Raw genomic sequence first — 18,833 nt, 5'->3', positions numbered from 1 at the left:
TTGATCTCCCACTTAGCTGTCTCCTTTCTTTTGCCATCTTGAAGTGGGAGTCCTACTGTCCCTTAATGCGGGATAAAAATAAAACGAGTAAGGCAAATAGATAAAATACAAAGAAACTAATGCTAAGTAATTAGTTTCTTTGTCATATTTATATAGTTAGTTAGCTAGCCATATTTTCCATGCGAATTTTATCTGCAATCATTGCAATGAATTCACTATTCGTAGGCTTGCTTTTTAGGTGATGAACAGTATATCCAAACATTTTAGAAATAGTCTCATAGTTTCCTCTGTTCCATGCTACTTCAATTGCATGACGAATCGCTCTTTCCACACGTGAAGGAGTTGTTTGGAACTTTTTCGCGATTTCAGGGTATAAAACCTTTGTAATGGAGCCTAGAAGCTCAATATCCGAATATACCATTTGAATTGCTTCACGAAGATAGGAATAACCTTTAATATGTGCTGGAACACCCATCTCTTTAATCAAGTTGGTGATTGTATTATCAATCATTCGTTTGTTTTGTAGCGCTTCTTTTTCAGGAGAGTTCTTTACCGGTACCTCTTGACTAGAACCTTTTCTGCCTGCAACCTGTGTAATTTGGGAAACAAGTCGTTCAAATTCAAAAGGCTTTAACATAAAGTAGGAAGCTCCAAGGTCTACCGCCTGCTTCATAACATCTTCTTGTCCAAAGGCAGTAAGCATAATCACTTGAAGATCTTTTAATCTATCATTTTTTTGAAGCGAATCTAATACTGCTATCCCATCTAAATGAGGCATAATAATATCCAATAACAAAACATCAGGTTTTATTGTTTCTAACAGCTCTAAACAAAGCTTCCCATTTGATGCAGTTCCTACAACTTCAATTTCAGGATGCTGATTGAAATAGTTATCCATTGTTCTAATTAGGTCTTTATTGTCGTCTACGATTGCAATTTTAATTTTCTCCATTATTCATCCACCTTTGAAATTATTTACACTTGTATATATTCTCTCAAATACAGCTTTTTCCTTTTATTAAATGAAAAATGAGTCTTTAATATTACAGATAATACCAATTACGACAAAATGGTATTTCTTTCTTTTTTAATGTCGAATTTTCTTTATTACTATTGTATATGTTAATTTTGTAATAATCTAGACAAAAATAAAAGTTATGATATAAATCGATAAAATGTTCATACTCTTTTTTATTATCGAAAAAAGTAGGGATGTCCTATAAGCAAGATACTCACGGGACATCCCTTCTCCTTCAGATATATGCATATGTTCCCTACAGAAAATTACTTCACGTCATAAAGGGTCGTCTCACAAGACGACCCTTTATTTCTATGGGTTTTTCTTCATCATTTCAGTAATCGCAAGTGCTGCTCCGTTTTTTGGTTTGTCCACATACATATGAGTAACAACACCAATGATTTTGTCATTTTGTATAATTGGACTTCCACTCATCCCTTGAAGGATGCCACCAGTTTTCTTGATGAGTTTTTCATCCGTCACTGTAAACTGAAATTGGTGTCCATCTACAGATGAAATTTCAATTGTGAAATCCTGTACCTTTGACTCATCAATTGATGTACGCATCATAGCTTTTCCTGTATTTATTTCTTCTAATTCAGCTACCGGAACTTCTTTGGCCTTAATTTCATCGAAGGCACCACCTTGTAACTTCCCAAAAACCCCATAAACATTATTTTCATTTACTCCACCTATTGGTATACCGTTAGCTTGATGCGAGGTAATTTTATAGCCAGGTTTTCCAGGAAGACTTTTTTTGATTTGTTCAATCGAGGATAAATAGATGGAGCCCTCCGAGAAATTAGGTGATAAGCCAGAAGCATGGTCTACTATTTGATGTCCCAACGCTCCGAATTCCTTTGTTTTTGGATCATAATAAGTTAAAGTCCCTATCCCTTCCGTTGCATCTCTTAAAAAAGGATAGAGCTTCATCAATTGATTGGAATTCAGTTTCTTTGTATACATCTTTTTGTTGCGTTCATACTGAATAATAATTTGTTCTTTACCCTTTACCTGTTTCTTCAAATCATTTATGTTGTTTACTTTTCTGTTGTCTGCCTTTTGAATAGCATCGCCCGTCCGAAGCCAATCATTATCGGTAAGCATAACATCATGCGCAAGCAATACTGCTCCATAATTTAAGTCAATCTGAATAGACTGACCAAGTGGTACTAGTGAATGTTCTTCAGCAAAAGCTGAAACACTTGAAAAGATAATCGATAAGAAAATTATTGGAATAATCGACCATTTTCGATAGCTTTTAATCATAATTCACCTCCCATAATCATTACTATGTCCCTCAGCACTCACGCTATGTGAGGTAAATAATTGTTAATAAGAAATGCTGGGCTACTTAGGCTCTTGGTCAAATATTGAATTAATAGCATACAAAAAAAAGACCCATCATTAGGTCTTTTCATTGTTTCTTAAAACTTTTTTCCGTTCTGTAGCTAATTTTAATAGCTCTTTTGAGTGCTGGAGAGTGGTTGTCGTAATTTCAGCCCCAGACATCATTCTGCTTAGTTCCTCGACACGTTTTTCTTTCGTTACTTCTTCTAACGTAGTGAAGGTTCTATTTCCATTTACCTCTTTTTTAATCATTAGATGCTGATCTGCCATAGCAGCAACCTGGGATAAATGTGATATGCATAACACTTGTGAGTTAGTGGCAATTCCTGCAATTTTTTCTGCAATTGCTTGTGCTACACGTCCACTTACTCCAGTGTCGACTTCATCGAATATAATAGAGGTGATTCCTTGATGCTTTGAAAAAATACTCTTTAAGGCAAGCATCATTCTTGATAGCTCTCCTCCAGAAGCAATTTTCGTAAGCGCCTTCATTGGCTCGCCAACATTTGTGGAAATATAAAAGGATAATTCATCTCGTCCATATTCATTATAAGAGGAAGTCGATTGTTCTTGAAACACGACACTAAAGGTCGCTTTTTCCATATAAAGCTCTTGTAATTGCTCCATAATCGCCTTGCTAAGCTGTACTGCAGCTTTTTTCCGTTTATCGGATAGGTCCTGAGCTTCTAATTCTAAATCTCGCTCTAGCTGTTCAATTTTCTCTGCCATTTTTTGAATTTGAACATCTCGGTTCATTAGTTGATCCAGGCTTTGTTGTATCTTATCTTTATAGGCTAGTATCTCTTCAATGGAGCTTCCATATTTCCTTTTCAACGTTTGGATAAGGGCTAGCCTGTCCTCCACAACTTGAAGCTGGTTATTATCATATTCCATTTCATCAAGCTGATTTTTTATTTGGTAAGAGGTGTCCTGTAAGGTATAAAAAGCAGTTGCAACACTTTCGCTGTGTTCTTGGAGAGTTTTATCAACTTCCGCAATATCCTGAAGCTCCTCCATCGCTGCACCAATATAGTCTAATCCTTTCGATTCTCCTAGGATTGCTTCATATGCACTGCTAAGTTTATCAAAAACCTTATGGAAATTTAGGAGCTTACGTTTTTCCTCTTGCAGTTGCTCTTCCTCTCCTGCAATCAGCTTTGCATCCTCTATCTCATCCACCTGAAAGGTATATAAGTCAATTTTATGTGCTATTTGTTGCTCATCAGCAGAAAGGGAAGCCAGCTCTTTCTTCCATTTCTTATACTTTCCGTATAATTCTTGGTATGCATCCTTTACTGTCTTTAATTCTTCACCGGCATATTGATCCAATAAATGAATATGAGCTCTTTCATCCATAAGTTCCTGGCTCTCATGCTGTCCATGGATATCTATTAAAGTGGATCCAATTTCTCTTAATATCCCAATGGTCACTAGCTTTCCATTGATACGACAAACGCTTTTACCAGATTCATTAATATCTCTTCTGAGAATAATAGTATCTTCATCGATATCGATTCCAACATCCTTCATTTTCTGAAAAACACCATGGGATGGATTGTTGATCATAAAGAGTCCCTCAAGCTCTGCTTTTTTTGCCCCATGTCGAATAAACTCCTGAGAGCCACGCCCTCCACAAAGGAGATGAACCGCATCAATGATAATAGATTTCCCAGCTCCTGTTTCTCCAGTAAGGACAGTAAGGCCTTCTTCAAAGCTGACTATAAGCTGATCTATTATCGCAAAATTTTTAATGGATAATTCCTTTAACATTGTCCTCACCTCTTTGACAGGAAGTGAGGAAAAACTCACTTCCAAATTCTTAAAGCATTTCTAGTAAACGCTTTTTCACTTCTTCGCTCTCTGCTTCTGTGCGACACAATATTAAACATGTATCATCCCCACAAATAGTCCCTAATATTTCAGACCAGTCCAAGTAATCAATTAAGGAACCTATCGCATGAGCATTCCCAGGGAGGGTTTTCATCACTAAGAAGTGACTAGCTCCGTCAATGCTAACAAACGCATCTGTCAAGGCACGATGCAACTTCTGGATAGGATTAAAACGTTGATCTGCAGGCAAGCTATATTTATAGCTGCCATTAGGAAGTGGCACCTTTACTAAATGTAATTCTTTTATATCTCTAGAAACTGTCGCTTGAGTGACATTATAGCCTGCATTCTTAAGATGGTCTACCAAGTCATCTTGTGTCTCAATTTCATAATTGGAAATAATATCCCTAATACGAATATGTCGCTGTCCCTTATTCATATAGTACCCCCACTGTATATTTATACTATTTATTTTATACATTAGCATTACATTGTAAAACTAACAAGAAAAAAAGCGACTCAATAAGAGTCGCTGATTATTTTAGCGAACGATGCGCTTCTTCCACAAGCCTTGAAAAATCAATGCCATGAGGAGTTATCTCCCCTTCTTCAACGCTTTGTAAATGGAAAAGAAATTCTATATTACCTTCCCCTCCTGTAATAGGAGAAAAGGAAGCATTTTTTATTTGAAAATGAATAGACTCTGCAAAGTTTGCTATATCTTCCAGTACATCTAGGTGTACCTTTGCATCACGAACTACACCTTTTTTTCCAACTCTTTCTTTCCCTGCCTCGAACTGTGGCTTTATAAGCGCCACTACTTCTCCGTTCGGAACGAGAATAGTTTTAAGAGTAGGCAATATAAGCTTTAAGGAAATAAAGGAAACATCGATGGAGGCAAAGGTAGGTAAACCCATTTGGAAATCCTCTGGCTTGGAATAACGGAAATTGGTTTTTTCCATTACCGTAACCCTCGGGTCCTGTCTAATCTTCCAAGCAAGCTGATTACTGCCGACATCCAAGGCGTATGCATGCTTTACTCCATTTTGTAGACCACAATCGGTAAAGCCGCCAGTGGAAGAGCCAATGTCTAACATAATCTGGTTGTCTAAATGGATCGCAAATTCCTCTAAAGCTTTTTCAAGCTTTAGACCACCTCTACTTACATATTTAGATACTTGCCCCTTCACTGTAAGCGTAGATGTAATATCAATTTTTTCTCCAGGCTTGTCGACACGCTCTTCCTTTATATATACTAAACCTGCCATCACTGCTCTTTTTGCTTTTTCTCTCGTTTCAAATAATCCCTGTTCTACAAGTAGAACATCAACCCGTTCTTTTGCTTTACTCATGATGATATATACCTTGTTGATTTATTAAGTGTTGATTTAATTAGTTGTTCGATTGCCTTCGAGTTGATATGAATCTCATCCAGGAGTTGCTTCACATCTCCATGCTCAATGAACATATCAGGGATACCCATACGGTGAACATCTGCTTGGAGATTTTCCTCATTGTAGAATTCAAGCACGGCACTACCAAATCCGCCTTGTAATGCACTTTCTTCTAGTGTAATGATCGGGATATTACGGGCTTGAATCTCACGTAACATATTGGCATCCATCGGCTTAATGAAACGAGCATTCACAACCTCTACAGAGATATTCTCTTGCTCTAAGGTTGAAGCTGCTTCAAGAGCCATTGGAATTGTTGTACCGAAAGTTAGAATGACTGCTTGCGTCCCTTCCTTTAGGACTTCCCAGGAACCAATCGGAATAGGCGTCAGCTCCTCATCCATTGGTACACCAAGGCCATTTCCTCTTGGATAACGAAGAGCAATTGGGCCATCATCATAATCAAATGCAGTTTTGACCATATGCTGACCTTCATTTTCATCCTTTGGCATCATAATCACAATGTTTGGCATGTGACGTAGGAAGGAAATATCGTATATCCCTTGGTGAGTTTCCCCGTCGGCTCCTACTAACCCGGAACGATCGATTCCAATTACAACGTTTAAGTTTTGTCTACAAATATCGTGTAGTACTTGATCATATGCACGTTGAAGGAAGGTAGAATAAATGACAAGCAGTGGCTTCATGCCCTCTGCTGCTAATCCAGCAGCCATTGTAGTAGCATGCTGCTCTGCTATTCCCACATCGAACATTCTTTCTGGGAATTCAGATGCGAAGCCTTCCAATTTAGAGCCAACTGGCATAGCTGGAGTAATCGCAACAATTCTGCCATCCTCTCGTGCAAGCTTTCGTGCCGTTTCAGCAACTAAGCCACTCCACGAAGGTGCCTTGGAAGAGGATTTGACAAAATCTCCAGTCTCCATTTTATAAGGACCTGTTCCATGCCAAGTACCAATTTTATCTTGCTCGGCCGGCTTGAAGCCTTTCCCTTTTTTCGTAATAACATGAATGAGAACAGGACCCTTCATTTTTTTGGCATATTGGAGATTTTCTTCTAAATCTTCAAAGCTATGACCATCAATCGGACCAAGATAAGTGAAGCCCAACTCCTCGAAGAAAGCACCAGAAACTAGAAGATATTTTAACGTGTCTTTCAGTCTTTCTGCTGTCCCGGCAAGTTTTCCACCAACGGCAGGGATTTTTTTCAGTAAGGACTCAATTTCATCCTTCGCCTTGTTATAAGTACCGTGTGTTCTTAGCTTCCCAAGAACGTTATGCAACGCTCCAACATTTGGAGCGATAGACATTTCGTTATCATTCAGAATAACAATCATATCTGTCTTTTCATGTCCAATATGGTTGAGGGCCTCTAACGCCATACCACCTGTTAAAGCTCCGTCTCCTATAATTGGCACAACAAAGTTCTTCTTTTTTTGCAGGTCTCTAGCTTTAGCCATTCCCATTGCAGCAGACAAGGAGGTTGAACTATGCCCCGCTTCCCAAACATCATGTTCACTTTCTATTCTTTTCGGAAAGCCGCAAAGACCTTTAAATTGACGAAGTGTATCAAACTGATCCGCTCTTCCTGTCAGTATTTTATGAACATACGCCTGGTGGCCAACATCCCATAGAAATTTATCCTCTGGACTATTAAAGGCCTTATGCAGGGCAATCGTAAGCTCTACAACCCCTAAATTCGGACCAATATGTCCGCCAGTCTCAGAAAGTTTTTCGATTAAAAATGACCGTATATCTTCGCTTAATTCCTTTAATTGTTCAGTATTTAAACTTTTTAAAAAGGATGGGCTAGAAATTTTCGTTAAATCCATTGCCATCACACACCTTCTATTAGATTTCCTCTATATGCATTAAGTAATATCATACCATAAAGAGATATAAAACAAACTTCGGACACTAGTTTGTACGCTTCGTTATATAATTCGCCAGCTCCACCAATAGCCCATTTCCTAAGTTTACTGTGTCTAGCGCTTGTATTGCAAGCTTATATTGTGTTTGAAGCTGTTCTTTGGCCCCAGGTAAAGTAAGTATCGATGGATACGTATTCTTCTCACTAAGAATATCCTTTCCAGCTGTTTTCCCTAATTGCTCAGATGTTCCCTCAATATCTAAAATATCATCTTGAATCTGGAAAGCTAAGCCAATATGGTAAGCATATTTTTCAAGTGCCGCTAATATATTCTCATCGGCATTCGCTATTATGCCGCCTGCTAGAACGCTAAATAAAAGAAGTGCACCTGTTTTATTCGTATGAACTTCCTCAAGCTCCTCGATTGTTAGAGATTTTCCCTCACTTAAAATATCTAGCACTTGGCCTCCAACCATTCCCTCCGCTCCAGCAGCATAGCTGAGCTGGTCAATTAGCTGCACTTTTTGCTCGGAGGTCAAGTTTTGACACCTTGCAATTATACCAAAAGCTAACGTAACAAGCGCATCTCCTGCTAAAATGGCCAATGCTTCACCAAACACTACGTGATTTGTAGGTTTGCCTCTTCTCAAATCATCATTATCCATGCTAGGAAGATCATCGTGGATAAGTGAATATGTATGAATCATTTCAATGGTGCACGCAACAGTTAAGGCATCTTCATTTTTCACATTAAGCTCTTCTAATACAGCTAGAGTATAGAGTGGACGAATTCTTTTGCCCCCTGCCTGAAGGGAGTAGTCCATTGCTTTCTTCAATTCTTCCGGGCTCTTTACTTGCTTGATAAGCTCCGTAAGTCTTCCTTCTATTTTCGGTTGGTTTTTTTGTATAAATGCTTGTAATTTATTAGTCATTATTTTGAGCCTCGTCTTTATTTTCATCCATAAATGAAACTAACTGTTTTTCAGCACTTTGAAGTTTATCACTGCACAGTTTGGACAGTTCCATCCCCTTTTGGTATAGCTCAATGGCATTTTCTAAAGGAACGTCTCCTTGCTCGAGCTGACGTACGATATTTTCTAATTGCAACATTGCTTCGTCAAATGGGATCTCTTGTTTATCCATTCTTTTTTGCTCCCCTTTCTGTCTCCGTATGTTTCACAACTGCATCTATCTTTCCGTCAGAAACGGTGACGGTAATTGTTTCTCCCTCTTGTACCTCGTGAACAGATTTGATTAATGTTCCTTCGCGATAAGTGATACTATAGCCACGATCCATTATCTTTAGAGGGTTTAAGGCCTCTAGAGTTCGAATTGCTCCATAAAACTGTTGTGTATGTTTATCAACAGTAGTAGTAATCGCTTGTTTTAACTGATTAGATAGTGTGTTTAAGGCATTTGTATGCAATGTAATAACACGCTGTGGAGAAAGCTGCTCAAATCTACTGTTTAATTGTAGGTAGTTCCTTGACTTCTCTTGTACAATTCGATTCGCTTCCCTTTGAAACTGCTGTTCTGCTCTTACATACCTTTCTATAAAAGGACGATAAAGCCTCTCAGGAGTTTCCATCACCGGTGATTGCATTGCTCTTTGTAAGCGTTTTTTTGAGTCTTCAAGCTTTTTTGTCATAAAGTGAAGGCTTGCAGACTGATAGGACAAGACATGTTTTAGTAAATTTTCTTTACTTGGAACTGCCATCTCCGCTGCTGCTGTTGGAGTAGGGGCACGTAAATCTGCCACGAAGTCTGCAATTGTTGTATCTGTCTCATGACCTACTGCACTAATAATTGGTATGTTACTTTGGAAGATTGCTCTTGCAACTGATTCTTCATTAAAGGCCCACAAGTCTTCAATTGAACCTCCACCACGCCCTACAATCAATACATCGATGTCCTGTATACGATTGGCATGCTCGATCGACTTTATAATAGAAGGTGCTGCTTGAGGTCCCTGTACAATACTTGGAAATACAAGTACCTCACTAATAGGATATCTTCTTTCTAAAGTTGTAAGAATATCTCGGATAGCTGCACCGGTTTTGGAGGTGATTACCCCAATTTTTTTAGGGAATGGAGGAATCTTCCTTTTTCTTGCCGGATGAAATAAACCCTCCGCCTCTAGTTTTCTTTTCAATTGCTCAAAGGCAAGATAAAGCTCTCCTATTCCGTCCGGTTGCATATTCGAAGCATAAAGCTGATACTGTCCAGCTGCTTCAAATACATTGATATCTCCTCGCACCAAGACATTCATTCCACTTTCTGGAACAAATTTTAGAGATCTAGCATTCATAGCGAACATAACGGATGTAAGCCGAGCTGACTCATCCTTCAAAGTGAAATAGATATGTCCACTTGAATGCACTTTTACATTTGAAAGCTCTCCCTTAACATATACGTCACGAAGGTGAGTATCGGCGTCGAATTTACGTTTTATATATTTAGTTAAAGCTTTGACAGTTAAGTATGTATGGGACAAACCTCTCACTCCTTTGGCAAGTGAAAAGCTGTCTTTCAAATGAAAAACAGCTCTATATCCTATTTATTTCTATTCTCTGCTGCTAGACAAGTATTTTCCATTAGCATAGCAATGGTCATTGGCCCTACACCGCCAGGAACTGGCGTTATTTTGGAAGCGACCTGACAAACTGAATCAAAATCCACGTCACCACATAGCTTGTTATGGTTGTCCCGGTGAATGCCAACATCAATGACAACAGCACCTTGCTTTATATAGCTTTTATCAATTATCTTGGGTTTTCCCATCGCAACTACCAAGATATCTGCTTGTCTTGTATATGTATGTAAGTCTTTCGTTTTAGAATGACAATATGTTACTGTCGCATTTTTTTGTAATAATAATTGACCCATTGGTTTCCCAACAATATTACTTCTACCGATAACCACAACATGTTTCCCTTCGATAGCAATATCACTAAGCTCTAATAGCTTTATTATTCCGAAGGGGGTGCAAGGTAAAAATGTAGGTTGACCAATCATCATTTTCCCAACACTAATAGGGTGAAATCCATCTACGTCCTTTTCAGGAGAGATGGCGGCTATTATATGATCTTCATTAATTTGAGGTGGTAAAGGTAATTGAACTAAAATACCATGAATGTTCTCATTGTCATTTAGTCGTTCTACCTGTTTTAGCAGCTCTTTTTCAGAGATGCTCTCCTCTAACTTTATCATGAGTGAATACATACCTAACCGCTCACAGGTTTTCGCTTTGCTATTGACATACGTTTGAGAGGCCGGATCATTTCCTACTAATATTACCGCTAGTCCTGGAATAATTCCCTTATTTTTTAGCGCCTCTACACGTTTATGTACGTTTTCTGTTACTATTGCAGCTATCTGTTTTCCATCAATAATCTTATTCGCCACCATCAACACCCCTCACCACAGGTTATTGTTCTGTGTACTTTGATAAAACGCCATTAACAAAACGACTAGATTTCTCATCGCCGTATAGCTTGGTAATCTCTAACGCCTCATTAATAACAACCTTTGAAGGCGTTTCAGGAAGATATAATAATTCAAAAACAGCAATACGTAGAACAGTTCTCTCAATTTTTGGTAATCGCGCTAAGGACCAATTCTCTAGCTTTTCTATTAAAGAGGCATCAATCTGTTCTTTATGTTCAACAGTACCAGCTACCAGCTGTTTTAGAAATTCATCTCGTTCCTCGGTAACATGGCTGATTGCTTCTTCTATTGTCATATCATTATTATCTAATTGAAAAAGTGCTTGAAGTGCTAGTTCTCTTGCTTTTCTACGTTTCATATACGTTCTCCTTTAAATGTAACTATCTCAACAATCATAGCATATTTTTTATAAAAGTGCTTATAAGAAAAGCTTAAAATAAGAAAAAGCAAAGAAAACCAATAGTACCATTACTAAATTAGAATTGGTAGAGTTGGCATCCTTTTTTCACTTCTAATAAAGTCGGTTAAACTCCACTACTGGCGGGCGCTTTCTGCGGAAGCCAACAGGATGTTGGTCAGGAAAAACGTTGTCACACGATGTGACGACCTTAGTTTTCCTTCCTCCCTTCTGCCTCGCTCCATTCCAATCAACTCTTTATCGACCAAGTTGAGCCGCTACATTTTTATATACAGATTCAGTAATTGCTTTATAGTGCGCAAATCATAGTACACTGCCCTAACGTTTGGCCTAGAGCTTTTTTTCTCCATAGAAAAAGAGAAGGCACGACCTCAGTCATAAACCTTCCCTTCTTTGTTAGAGCTTATTCATGTGCTTCGAATTGTACTCCAGTAATATGAATATTTACTTCTTTTGGCGTTAGGCTAGTCATGTTTTCAATAGCCTGACGGATTTGTGATTGAACTTCTTTAGCAACTGTCGGTACTGACGATCCATATTTTACTAAGCAGTAGACATCGATGAAAAGACCTTCATTTGTAATCTCTGTCTTGATACCTTTACCATGTACCTTTTTACCTAGTCGTTCAACGACACCTGCAGCGAAATTACCGCGAGTACCAGCAATTCCTTCTACCTCCGTAGTGGCGATACCTGCGATTACCGTAATCACTTCCGGAGCAATTTCAATCGTTCCTAAATGTTCTTTCCCTTCAGGAGTCATTTGAACAAATTTTTGCTCTGTATTTTCTGCCATGTAAGACACTCCTCTTATGATGATTTCATCACATCATATTTTTCTAAGAATTTGGTATCAAAGTCTCCAGAAATAAATACTTCATGATTCATCAGCTTCTCATGGAATGAGATTGTCGTTTCCACTCCATGTACAGCAAATTCACCGAGTGCACGCTTCATTTTTGCGATGGCCTCTTCACGAGTTTGACCATAAGTAATGAGCTTTGCAACCATGGAATCGTAAAATGGTGGAATGCTATAGCCTGGATATACAGCAGAATCTACTCGCACTCCTAAGCCACCTGGTGGAAGATAAAAATCCACAAGACCTGGTGATGGCATGAAGTTTTTATCCGGATTTTCCGCATTAATGCGACATTCAATAGCCCATCCATTAAGTTTAATATCTTTTTGTTCGAAAGGCAATTGTTCTCCAGAAGCTATTAGAAGCATCTGCTTGATCAAATCAATACCTGTAATCATTTCTGTAACAGGATGCTCTACTTGAATTCGAGTATTCATCTCCATAAAGTAGAACTTTTGATTAATATGATCAAAGATAAACTCGACTGTACCAGCACTTCTGTATCCAACTGCTTTTGCAGCCTTTACAGCAGCCTCCCCCATCTCCGCACGAAGCTCCTCCGATAACGCTGGTGAAGGTGCCTCCTCTACAAGCTTTTGCATACGTCGCTGAATGGAACAATCCCGCTCTCCAAGATGAACAGTATTTCCATAGTTGTCTGCGAGAACCTGAATCTCTACATGACGAAATACCTCTATGTATTTCTCTAAATAAACTCCCGGATTACCAAATGCTGCAGCGGCTTCTTTTTGAGTTACATTTATTCCTTTGATTAGTTCTTCTTTATTTTTCGCAACACGGATGCCTTTTCCGCCACCACCAGCGGTAGCTTTAATAATAACAGGGTAACCGATTTCTTCCGCTACCTTTAGGGCATCCTCCGTTGTTTCTACAATCCCTTTAGAGCCAGGAACTGTTGGAACGCCTGCTTTTTGCATTGTTTCTTTCGCTACGTCCTTAATTCCCATACTCTTGATTGCTTGAGAGGTAGGTCCAATAAAAGTAATTCCACATTCCTCACACAGCTCGGCAAACTCGGCATTTTCAGCCAAAAATCCATAACCAGGATGGATTCCATCACAGCCTGTCAGTTTTGCTACACTAATAATATTGGAATAATGTAAATAAGAATCCTTAGATGAACGAGGACCGATACAATAGGACTCATCTGCTAGCTGAACGTGAAGCGCTTCTCTATCAGCTTCGGAAAATACTGCAACTGTTTCAATATCGAGTTCCTTGCATGCTCTAATAATTCTAACCGCTATTTCTCCTCGATTTGCAATTAAGACCTTTTTCATTATCCTTGCTCCTTTCATAGATAGAATACCTTTTTCTATTATTTTTTCACAAGGAATAATGGTTGACCATATTCTACTAATTGGCCGTCTTTCACCAGTATTTCCACTATTTCTCCTGCCACTTCTGCTTCAATCTCATTAAATAGCTTCATTGCTTCTACAATACAAACAATTGTTTCTGGTGTAATTTTATCTCCCACTTTTACATATGCCGGTGAATCTGGAGAAGATGACTGATAAAAAGTTCCAACCATTGGAGATGAAATCTTATGTAAAGAGCTATCGTCAACTTGTGTTACCTCTGCAGGTGCTTGCGCTACTTCCACTGATGCTTCCTTTTCCGCGACAGCTGGTGGAGTAGCTATCAGTTTAGGCTGTTCCATAACAGAGGAGCTTTCTACTGGTTGAACAACTGTATGTGAAGCACCTTTTTCTTTTTTCTTCATTTTAATTTTTGTTCCTTCTGTTTCGTATACAAATTCATCTAACGTAGACTGATCGATTAATTTAATGATTTCTCTTATCTCTTGAATTTTCATATTGACAATCTCCTTTTATGTTCAGAATTTGTTCCTACTATTTTATTTTAAGGGTTTTCAAAAGAATTTGAAATAGTTACGTAGAAATGTTCTTAACTTTTCGTTAATTGTTTATTATTTCCACATTCAAATTTACCTTTTAAAAACCAATTATTATTCAATAAAAAAAGCGCCATTAGGCACTTTTCTTAAGGTTTACATGCTATCGAACTTCACTTCAATGTTATATGCTTTTGGCCATTCTCTCTTCACTTGATATAATATTTCATCTGCTTTTTTAGTAGATTGCTCATTCGAGATGACATCTACTAATACAGAGTCTCCTTCAATTCTCACAAGCGCATCGTCGTATCCTAATGACTTAATAACTAATTCTAGCATTGCTTCTGTCGTGTCGATTTGTACTAGCTCTTCCATTTGTGCATAAGCCTCACTCTTTTCTTCGGCAGTAAAATCATTGGAAGCTACTTGAGTAGTTAGTTGATCCTGGAGGATGCTGCGTTTTTCTTGCATTTCCATTCTCATTTCTTCATAAGCATCACTTGATATAAAAGTTTGATCGTTCGTTGAAGAAGTTTCTACTAATGCATCGTCAACAGAGTCACTTGAGAATAATTGTACACCATCAAAAGGTGAAGGTCTTTCAGATGCATAATACACAGTTACAACAGCAACTAGACTTAATAGAGTTAAAAACCAAACAGAACGTTTTTTTATGTTCATTTACTTATCCTCCATTTCCATTTCTTCAATTACTATTCGATGTGGAGATATCTGCAAAACAGATGAAAGGGTTCTAATTAAGTTATTTTGTATACGTTTATCGCTCGCTCCTTCCGCCACTACTAGTATTCCGACCAGCTCCTCTTTGTCCCCTCTACTGTCACTTGTCCATTGAAAAAATGATAAATCATTCTCCTGAACATTCTCAGAGTTACCTGCATAATGAAAGTAAATCTCAACCTTCCCTACTCCGCTCACTTTTTCTAAAATTAACGCCAGTTCATCTTTCTCTCTCACTGGAGGAGCATTGGAGGTTTCAATTTCCTTTCCTATACTAAAAACCTCTGAAACAAGTAGACTTATGACCAAAACTGCTAAGCTAATGATTACAAAACGAAAAGTGGGTTTTTGTTTTAATGAGATAGAGCTTCACCCTTCTTTTCATATTGGATAACTTACTTTATGCTAGAACTTCTTTTTATATGAAGAGATTTGTAACAATCCAAAAGATTATTGCCAGCTTTACTAGAGTACCTGTTTTGTCAGGATCCACAGACTCTATGAGAATAGAAGCTAGCTCTCCAATGACCACAATTGCGAGTATTCCAATTAAGATAGTAAAAATAAATTACTCTACCCTTTCACTCCTATTAGTAGTCTTGCAAACAGCATTGTTAAGACAATTGTAAAGAAAAAAGCAAAAGCGATGAGAACAGAAACTATCGCTAAAATAAATAAGGTTTTCCCTATATCATCAATTAGATTTGTAACCTGCCCGTCTATAAAGGGCTCCAAGATTGCGCTGAGAAGTCGGTAGAGAAAGGCGATAAGTAATGCTTGGATAGTCGGAATAGAGATTAACACTAAAATAGAAATAATTGCTGAATTACCAGTTATGACTGCTGCTGAGGATGAATAGCTTTTCATTGTACTAATACTTTCCGTCAGTAGAGAGCCTATAAAAGGAATATTGTTTTGTATTAATCTTTTAACTGTCTCATTAACCGTTCCGCTAACCGACCAGGTAATTACTCCATTAACTGTCAAGAAAATACTATAAAGCAAGAAAGTAATAGAGGTTGTACCTATTAAAGTCATTCTTAGTAAGTCCGATAGTTTGGAGAAAGAGGTTGCTGGATGTATTCTTGTAATCAAATCGAACAGAAATATTGCGAGCAATAATGGAATAAGAACCTTGTCCGCTAAAATGGTAGTAAACGTACTAAAAAGCATGACAACAGGGTTCCAAAGGGTAATAAGGAAAGCCCCTCCCGAAACAGCGATACCAGCCGTCAGTAGAGGATAGACACCGACAAATATGACTACCATCTCACTTGTAAGTGTTTGAATCATTTGAACTACTCGAAATGCCGGCTCCAGACAATAAAAACAAATGATCGCTATAAATAGTATTCTAAGCAATCTTTTACTGGCGGGAAGAATCCATTCAAAACAAAGGAAGATAAACCCGAACAAGAGAACATATAAAAAGGTTTGTATAACTTCTTTTGCTGGCTGCAATATAGCGGCAATTATCTCTTCCATCATCTCTCCGTCCTTCAGGTAAGTGATTCTATAATTGCAAAAAACTTTTGGAAAAATGGTTGCATATGCTGAATCCATATAAGTAACAGAATTGCCTTCGTGGTAAACGTGATGATGGATGCAAGGCTTGTATATTCGTATTCAATAAGTAGCTCTTCAACGATTTGCGAAAGGAAAAGTAAAAACATGGAGAACAAAAGTAGTTTTATTACTGGTTGTACGACTGATGGAATGACACCTAAGAAATCATTTACAAAAGGAAATACCGTTGACTGAGCTATGTATGTTAAAAATAAAAAGATGAAGATAGTATAAATAATAGAATGTAATTTAGGGTATATTTCTTGGATAAATTGCAGCAAACAAAAGGCTAATATAATCGTTACATATACAATCATACTCTTAACTCATAATAAGCCATTCTAAAAATGCGGAGATTTCAAAGAAGAAGAGCTTTAAAAGTCTAAGAAGTTCAATTGTCATGTAAATATAGCCAACAAAAAATAAGAAAAACGCAAACTCCTTTTTCCCTGTAGATTCGAAAAACAAGTGAAGAATAGCTATTAATAAGCCTATACCCGCTACTCGAAGTACATCGTGAAGTTCCACAATGTCTCCCCCTTCCATATTTTTATCATATGAACTAGCCAATCAGAATATGAACGGAAGCTAGGAATGCGGGTGGAAGATACATTAGGCACAAGAAGCACCTGAAGCTGAAAAAGAAAGAGGAAGAAATAGAGGAAACTCGTTGAAAAAGAAGAAACAAAAAACACCAACGATTCTGCCAAAACGACAGAATCATTGGTGTCATTCTTTTAAATTATGCTCTTGATACGTAAGAGCCTTCATCTGTATTAATGATCAGCTTATCCCCAACATTAATGAATAGAGGGACAGTAACAACTAAGCCAGTTTCAAGTGTAGCTGTTTTAGAACCACCACCAGATGTATCACCTTTAATACCTGGCTCTGTTTCGATAACCTCTAATTCAACGGATTTAGGTAACTCTACTCCCAGCGTCTCGCCTTGATATTGAATTACATGTAATTCCATATTCTCACGAAGGAATTTTAATTCATATTCAATTTGGCTTGCATCTAGTTCAAGCTGCTCATAAGTTTCTGTATCCATGAAGATATGTTGATCTCCACTCGCATACAAATATTGCATCTTTTTATTATCGATTTGTGCTTTTTCTACTTTTTCTCCTGCACGGAAGGTTTTTTCGTTTACAGATCCATTTCTTAGGTTACGTAATTTCGATCTAACGAACGCAGCACCTTTACCCGGTTTTACGTGTTGGAAATCTAAAACACGGTAAAGAACTCCATCAACTTCAATAGTTAAACCAGTTTTAAAATCATTAACAGAAATCATTTTATTTCCTCCTATTTACTTTAGAATAAGTAATTCTTTTGTAGAATGTGTTAGCTTTTCTAAGCCGGTCTCCGTAACAAGTGCATCGTCTTCAATCCTGACACCACCAATGTTTGGAAGATAAATACCTGGCTCAATCGTAATAATCATTCCAGGTTCTAAGACTACTTCGGAACGGAAGGAAAGTCCAGGTCCTTCGTGCACTTCTAGTCCGATTCCATGACCTAGGGAATGTCCAAATGCATCTCCATAGCCCTTAGAAGCAATGTAATCTCGTGCAATTGCATCTGCTTCTTTCCCGGTCATTCCAGGTTTGATTTTATCTAACGCTAGCAGTTGAGCTTCCAACACCACTTGATAAATCTCTTTTAACTGGTCACTTGGCTCTCCTACTGCTAATGTACGAGTTGTATCAGATATATACCCTTTATATAGTGCTCCAAAATCTAATGTCACAAAATCTCCGTCTTCAATTATTTTCTCGGTTGCCACACCATGTGGAAGAGCCGAGCGGGTTCCAGATGCAACAATTATATCAAAGGAAGAGGATGTTGCACCGCGTTTACGCATGAAGAACTCAAGCTCATTTGAAACGTCTAACTCAGTCATTCCAGGCTTTATGTATGTCACAATATGCTCGTAAGCTTCATCAGCAATACGACAGGCTGCCTTTATTATACTAATCTCTTCATCCGTCTTAATCAAGCGAATTTTTTCTACAAGACCAGCAAGTGGAACCAAGTCAGCAGAAACTGCTTTCTTATATACCTCGTAGGTACCGTAGGATACGTCTTCCTTCTCAAATCCTAAAGATTTGATTCCCATTGCTTCTACTTGGGTTGAGACTTCCTCTACTAATGTTTTCTTATGTTGGACTATACGAAAATCTTTTACCTGACTCGCAGCCTGCTCTGTATATCGAAAATCAGTGATAAAAATGGCATCCTGTTGCGAAACAATGGCAACCCCTGCTGTTCCAGTAAAGCCAGTCATGTAACGACGGCTATTTTCGTTGGTGATTAATAGAGCATCCACACCATGTTCCTGTAAAGCTGCACGTAACTTTTCCAATTTCATCATTAGCCCTCTTCTCTTATTTTAATGACCACTCTGAATCATTTTATCATAGGAGAAGAA

At 38.0% G+C, this 18,833-nt stretch carries 21 protein-coding genes; all 21 read right to left on the bottom strand.

Annotated elements, in window-relative coordinates:
* Positions 1-160 precede the first annotated feature (160 nt).
* The gene (gene spo0A, locus AC1ECF_RS02055) at positions 161-952 is read right to left on the bottom strand and encodes a sporulation transcription factor Spo0A (protein ID WP_480387717.1); all 792 of its coding nucleotides are present in this window, start codon (positions 950-952) and stop codon (positions 161-163) included.
* 378 nt (positions 953-1,330) lie between these two features.
* Positions 1,331-2,287 carry a SpoIVB peptidase S55 domain-containing protein gene (locus tag AC1ECF_RS02050; protein WP_480387716.1) on the bottom strand — a complete coding sequence of 319 codons (957 nt, stop codon included), beginning with the start codon at positions 2,285-2,287 and terminating at the stop codon, positions 1,331-1,333.
* A gap of 138 nt (positions 2,288-2,425) precedes the next feature.
* Positions 2,426-4,138, bottom strand: coding sequence for a DNA repair protein RecN (gene recN / locus AC1ECF_RS02045; RefSeq protein ID WP_480387715.1), 1,713 nt, complete (start codon positions 4,136-4,138; stop codon positions 2,426-2,428).
* 49 nt (positions 4,139-4,187) lie between these two features.
* Entirely contained in the window at positions 4,188-4,637 is a 450-nt protein-coding gene (gene ahrC, locus AC1ECF_RS02040) for a transcriptional regulator AhrC/ArgR (RefSeq protein ID WP_480387714.1), read from the bottom strand.
* A gap of 97 nt (positions 4,638-4,734) precedes the next feature.
* A complete protein-coding gene (locus AC1ECF_RS02035) occupies positions 4,735-5,553 on the bottom strand; it encodes a TlyA family RNA methyltransferase (protein ID WP_480387729.1) in 819 nt (272 codons plus the stop codon).
* Positions 5,547-7,442, bottom strand: a complete 1,896-nt coding sequence (gene dxs, locus AC1ECF_RS02030; RefSeq protein WP_480387728.1) for a 1-deoxy-D-xylulose-5-phosphate synthase — start codon at positions 7,440-7,442, stop codon at positions 5,547-5,549. The genes AC1ECF_RS02035 and dxs overlap by 7 nt, the downstream gene beginning before the upstream one ends.
* An 85-nt stretch (positions 7,443-7,527) precedes the next feature.
* Positions 7,528-8,412: a polyprenyl synthetase family protein gene (locus AC1ECF_RS02025; protein ID WP_480387713.1), complete on the bottom strand. Its 885-nt coding sequence runs from the start codon at positions 8,410-8,412 to the stop codon at positions 7,528-7,530.
* Positions 8,405-8,623: an exodeoxyribonuclease VII small subunit gene (locus tag AC1ECF_RS02020; RefSeq protein WP_480387712.1), complete on the bottom strand. Its 219-nt coding sequence runs from the start codon at positions 8,621-8,623 to the stop codon at positions 8,405-8,407. Before AC1ECF_RS02020 ends, AC1ECF_RS02025 begins: the two co-directional genes overlap by 8 nt.
* A complete protein-coding gene (xseA, locus tag AC1ECF_RS02015) occupies positions 8,616-9,974 on the bottom strand; it encodes an exodeoxyribonuclease VII large subunit (RefSeq protein WP_480387711.1) in 1,359 nt (452 codons plus the stop codon). The genes AC1ECF_RS02020 and xseA overlap by 8 nt, the downstream gene beginning before the upstream one ends.
* Positions 9,975-10,033: 59 nt before the next feature.
* A complete protein-coding gene (gene folD, locus AC1ECF_RS02010; RefSeq protein WP_480387710.1) occupies positions 10,034-10,885 on the bottom strand; it encodes a bifunctional methylenetetrahydrofolate dehydrogenase/methenyltetrahydrofolate cyclohydrolase FolD in 852 nt (283 codons plus the stop codon).
* A gap of 22 nt (positions 10,886-10,907) precedes the next feature.
* A complete protein-coding gene (gene nusB, locus AC1ECF_RS02005; RefSeq protein ID WP_480387709.1) occupies positions 10,908-11,285 on the bottom strand; it encodes a transcription antitermination factor NusB in 378 nt (125 codons plus the stop codon).
* A 463-nt stretch (positions 11,286-11,748) separates the two neighbouring features.
* Entirely contained in the window at positions 11,749-12,141 is a 393-nt protein-coding gene (locus AC1ECF_RS02000) for an Asp23/Gls24 family envelope stress response protein (protein ID WP_480387708.1), read from the bottom strand.
* Between the two features lie 14 nt (positions 12,142-12,155).
* Positions 12,156-13,511, bottom strand: a complete 1,356-nt coding sequence (accC, locus tag AC1ECF_RS01995; RefSeq protein ID WP_480387727.1) for an acetyl-CoA carboxylase biotin carboxylase subunit — start codon at positions 13,509-13,511, stop codon at positions 12,156-12,158.
* 35 nt (positions 13,512-13,546) lie between these two features.
* Positions 13,547-14,047, bottom strand: a complete 501-nt coding sequence (gene accB, locus AC1ECF_RS01990; RefSeq protein WP_480387707.1) for an acetyl-CoA carboxylase biotin carboxyl carrier protein — start codon at positions 14,045-14,047, stop codon at positions 13,547-13,549.
* Between the two features lie 195 nt (positions 14,048-14,242).
* Positions 14,243-14,770 carry a SpoIIIAH-like family protein gene (locus AC1ECF_RS01985; RefSeq protein ID WP_480387706.1) on the bottom strand — a complete coding sequence of 176 codons (528 nt, stop codon included), beginning with the start codon at positions 14,768-14,770 and terminating at the stop codon, positions 14,243-14,245.
* Positions 14,771-15,139: a hypothetical protein gene (locus AC1ECF_RS01980; protein WP_480387705.1), complete on the bottom strand. Its 369-nt coding sequence runs from the start codon at positions 15,137-15,139 to the stop codon at positions 14,771-14,773.
* Positions 15,140-15,403: 264 nt separating this feature from the next.
* Positions 15,404-16,315: a stage III sporulation protein AE gene (locus AC1ECF_RS01975; protein ID WP_480387704.1), complete on the bottom strand. Its 912-nt coding sequence runs from the start codon at positions 16,313-16,315 to the stop codon at positions 15,404-15,406.
* Positions 16,316-16,329: 14 nt separating this feature from the next.
* Entirely contained in the window at positions 16,330-16,713 is a 384-nt protein-coding gene (locus tag AC1ECF_RS01970) for a hypothetical protein (RefSeq protein WP_480387703.1), read from the bottom strand.
* Between the two features lie 4 nt (positions 16,714-16,717).
* Positions 16,718-16,924, bottom strand: coding sequence for a SpoIIIAC/SpoIIIAD family protein (locus AC1ECF_RS01965; protein ID WP_480387702.1), 207 nt, complete (start codon positions 16,922-16,924; stop codon positions 16,718-16,720).
* A gap of 214 nt (positions 16,925-17,138) precedes the next feature.
* The gene (gene efp, locus AC1ECF_RS01960; RefSeq protein WP_480387701.1) at positions 17,139-17,696 is read right to left on the bottom strand and encodes an elongation factor P; all 558 of its coding nucleotides are present in this window, start codon (positions 17,694-17,696) and stop codon (positions 17,139-17,141) included.
* Positions 17,697-17,711: 15 nt separating this feature from the next.
* The gene (locus AC1ECF_RS01955) at positions 17,712-18,776 is read right to left on the bottom strand and encodes a M24 family metallopeptidase (protein ID WP_480387700.1); all 1,065 of its coding nucleotides are present in this window, start codon (positions 18,774-18,776) and stop codon (positions 17,712-17,714) included.
* Positions 18,777-18,833: the final 57 nt, after the last annotated feature.

This window comes from Psychrobacillus sp. Z3-81 (assembly GCF_056620325.1).
Note: the sequence above shows the minus strand (reverse complement) of the source record. Positions and strands in the feature narration are given on the sequence as shown.

Bases quoted from the DNA above. Each gene is read 5' to 3' on its own strand.
- spo0A (WP_480387717.1), bottom strand. From the start codon at position 952: ATGGAGAAAATTAAAATTGCAATCGTAGACGACAATAAAGACCTAATT.
- AC1ECF_RS02050 (WP_480387716.1), bottom strand. From the start codon at position 2,287: ATGATTAAAAGCTATCGAAAATGGTCGATTATTCCAATAATTTTCTTA.
- recN (WP_480387715.1), bottom strand. From the start codon at position 4,138: ATGTTAAAGGAATTATCCATTAAAAATTTTGCGATAATAGATCAGCTT.
- ahrC (WP_480387714.1), bottom strand. From the start codon at position 4,637: ATGAATAAGGGACAGCGACATATTCGTATTAGGGATATTATTTCCAAT.
- dxs (WP_480387728.1), bottom strand. From the start codon at position 7,442: ATGGATTTAACGAAAATTTCTAGCCCATCCTTTTTAAAAAGTTTAAAT.
- AC1ECF_RS02025 (WP_480387713.1), bottom strand. From the start codon at position 8,412: ATGACTAATAAATTACAAGCATTTATACAAAAAAACCAACCGAAAATA.
- AC1ECF_RS02020 (WP_480387712.1), bottom strand. From the start codon at position 8,623: ATGGATAAACAAGAGATCCCATTTGACGAAGCAATGTTGCAATTAGAA.
- nusB (WP_480387709.1), bottom strand. From the start codon at position 11,285: ATGAAACGTAGAAAAGCAAGAGAACTAGCACTTCAAGCACTTTTTCAA.
- AC1ECF_RS02000 (WP_480387708.1), bottom strand. From the start codon at position 12,141: ATGGCAGAAAATACAGAGCAAAAATTTGTTCAAATGACTCCTGAAGGG.
- accB (WP_480387707.1), bottom strand. From the start codon at position 14,047: ATGAAAATTCAAGAGATAAGAGAAATCATTAAATTAATCGATCAGTCT.
- AC1ECF_RS01985 (WP_480387706.1), bottom strand. From the start codon at position 14,770: ATGAACATAAAAAAACGTTCTGTTTGGTTTTTAACTCTATTAAGTCTA.
- AC1ECF_RS01975 (WP_480387704.1), bottom strand. From the start codon at position 16,315: ATGGAAGAGATAATTGCCGCTATATTGCAGCCAGCAAAAGAAGTTATA.
- AC1ECF_RS01970 (WP_480387703.1), bottom strand. From the start codon at position 16,713: ATGATTGTATATGTAACGATTATATTAGCCTTTTGTTTGCTGCAATTT.
- efp (WP_480387701.1), bottom strand. From the start codon at position 17,696: ATGATTTCTGTTAATGATTTTAAAACTGGTTTAACTATTGAAGTTGAT.
- AC1ECF_RS01955 (WP_480387700.1), bottom strand. From the start codon at position 18,776: ATGATGAAATTGGAAAAGTTACGTGCAGCTTTACAGGAACATGGTGTG.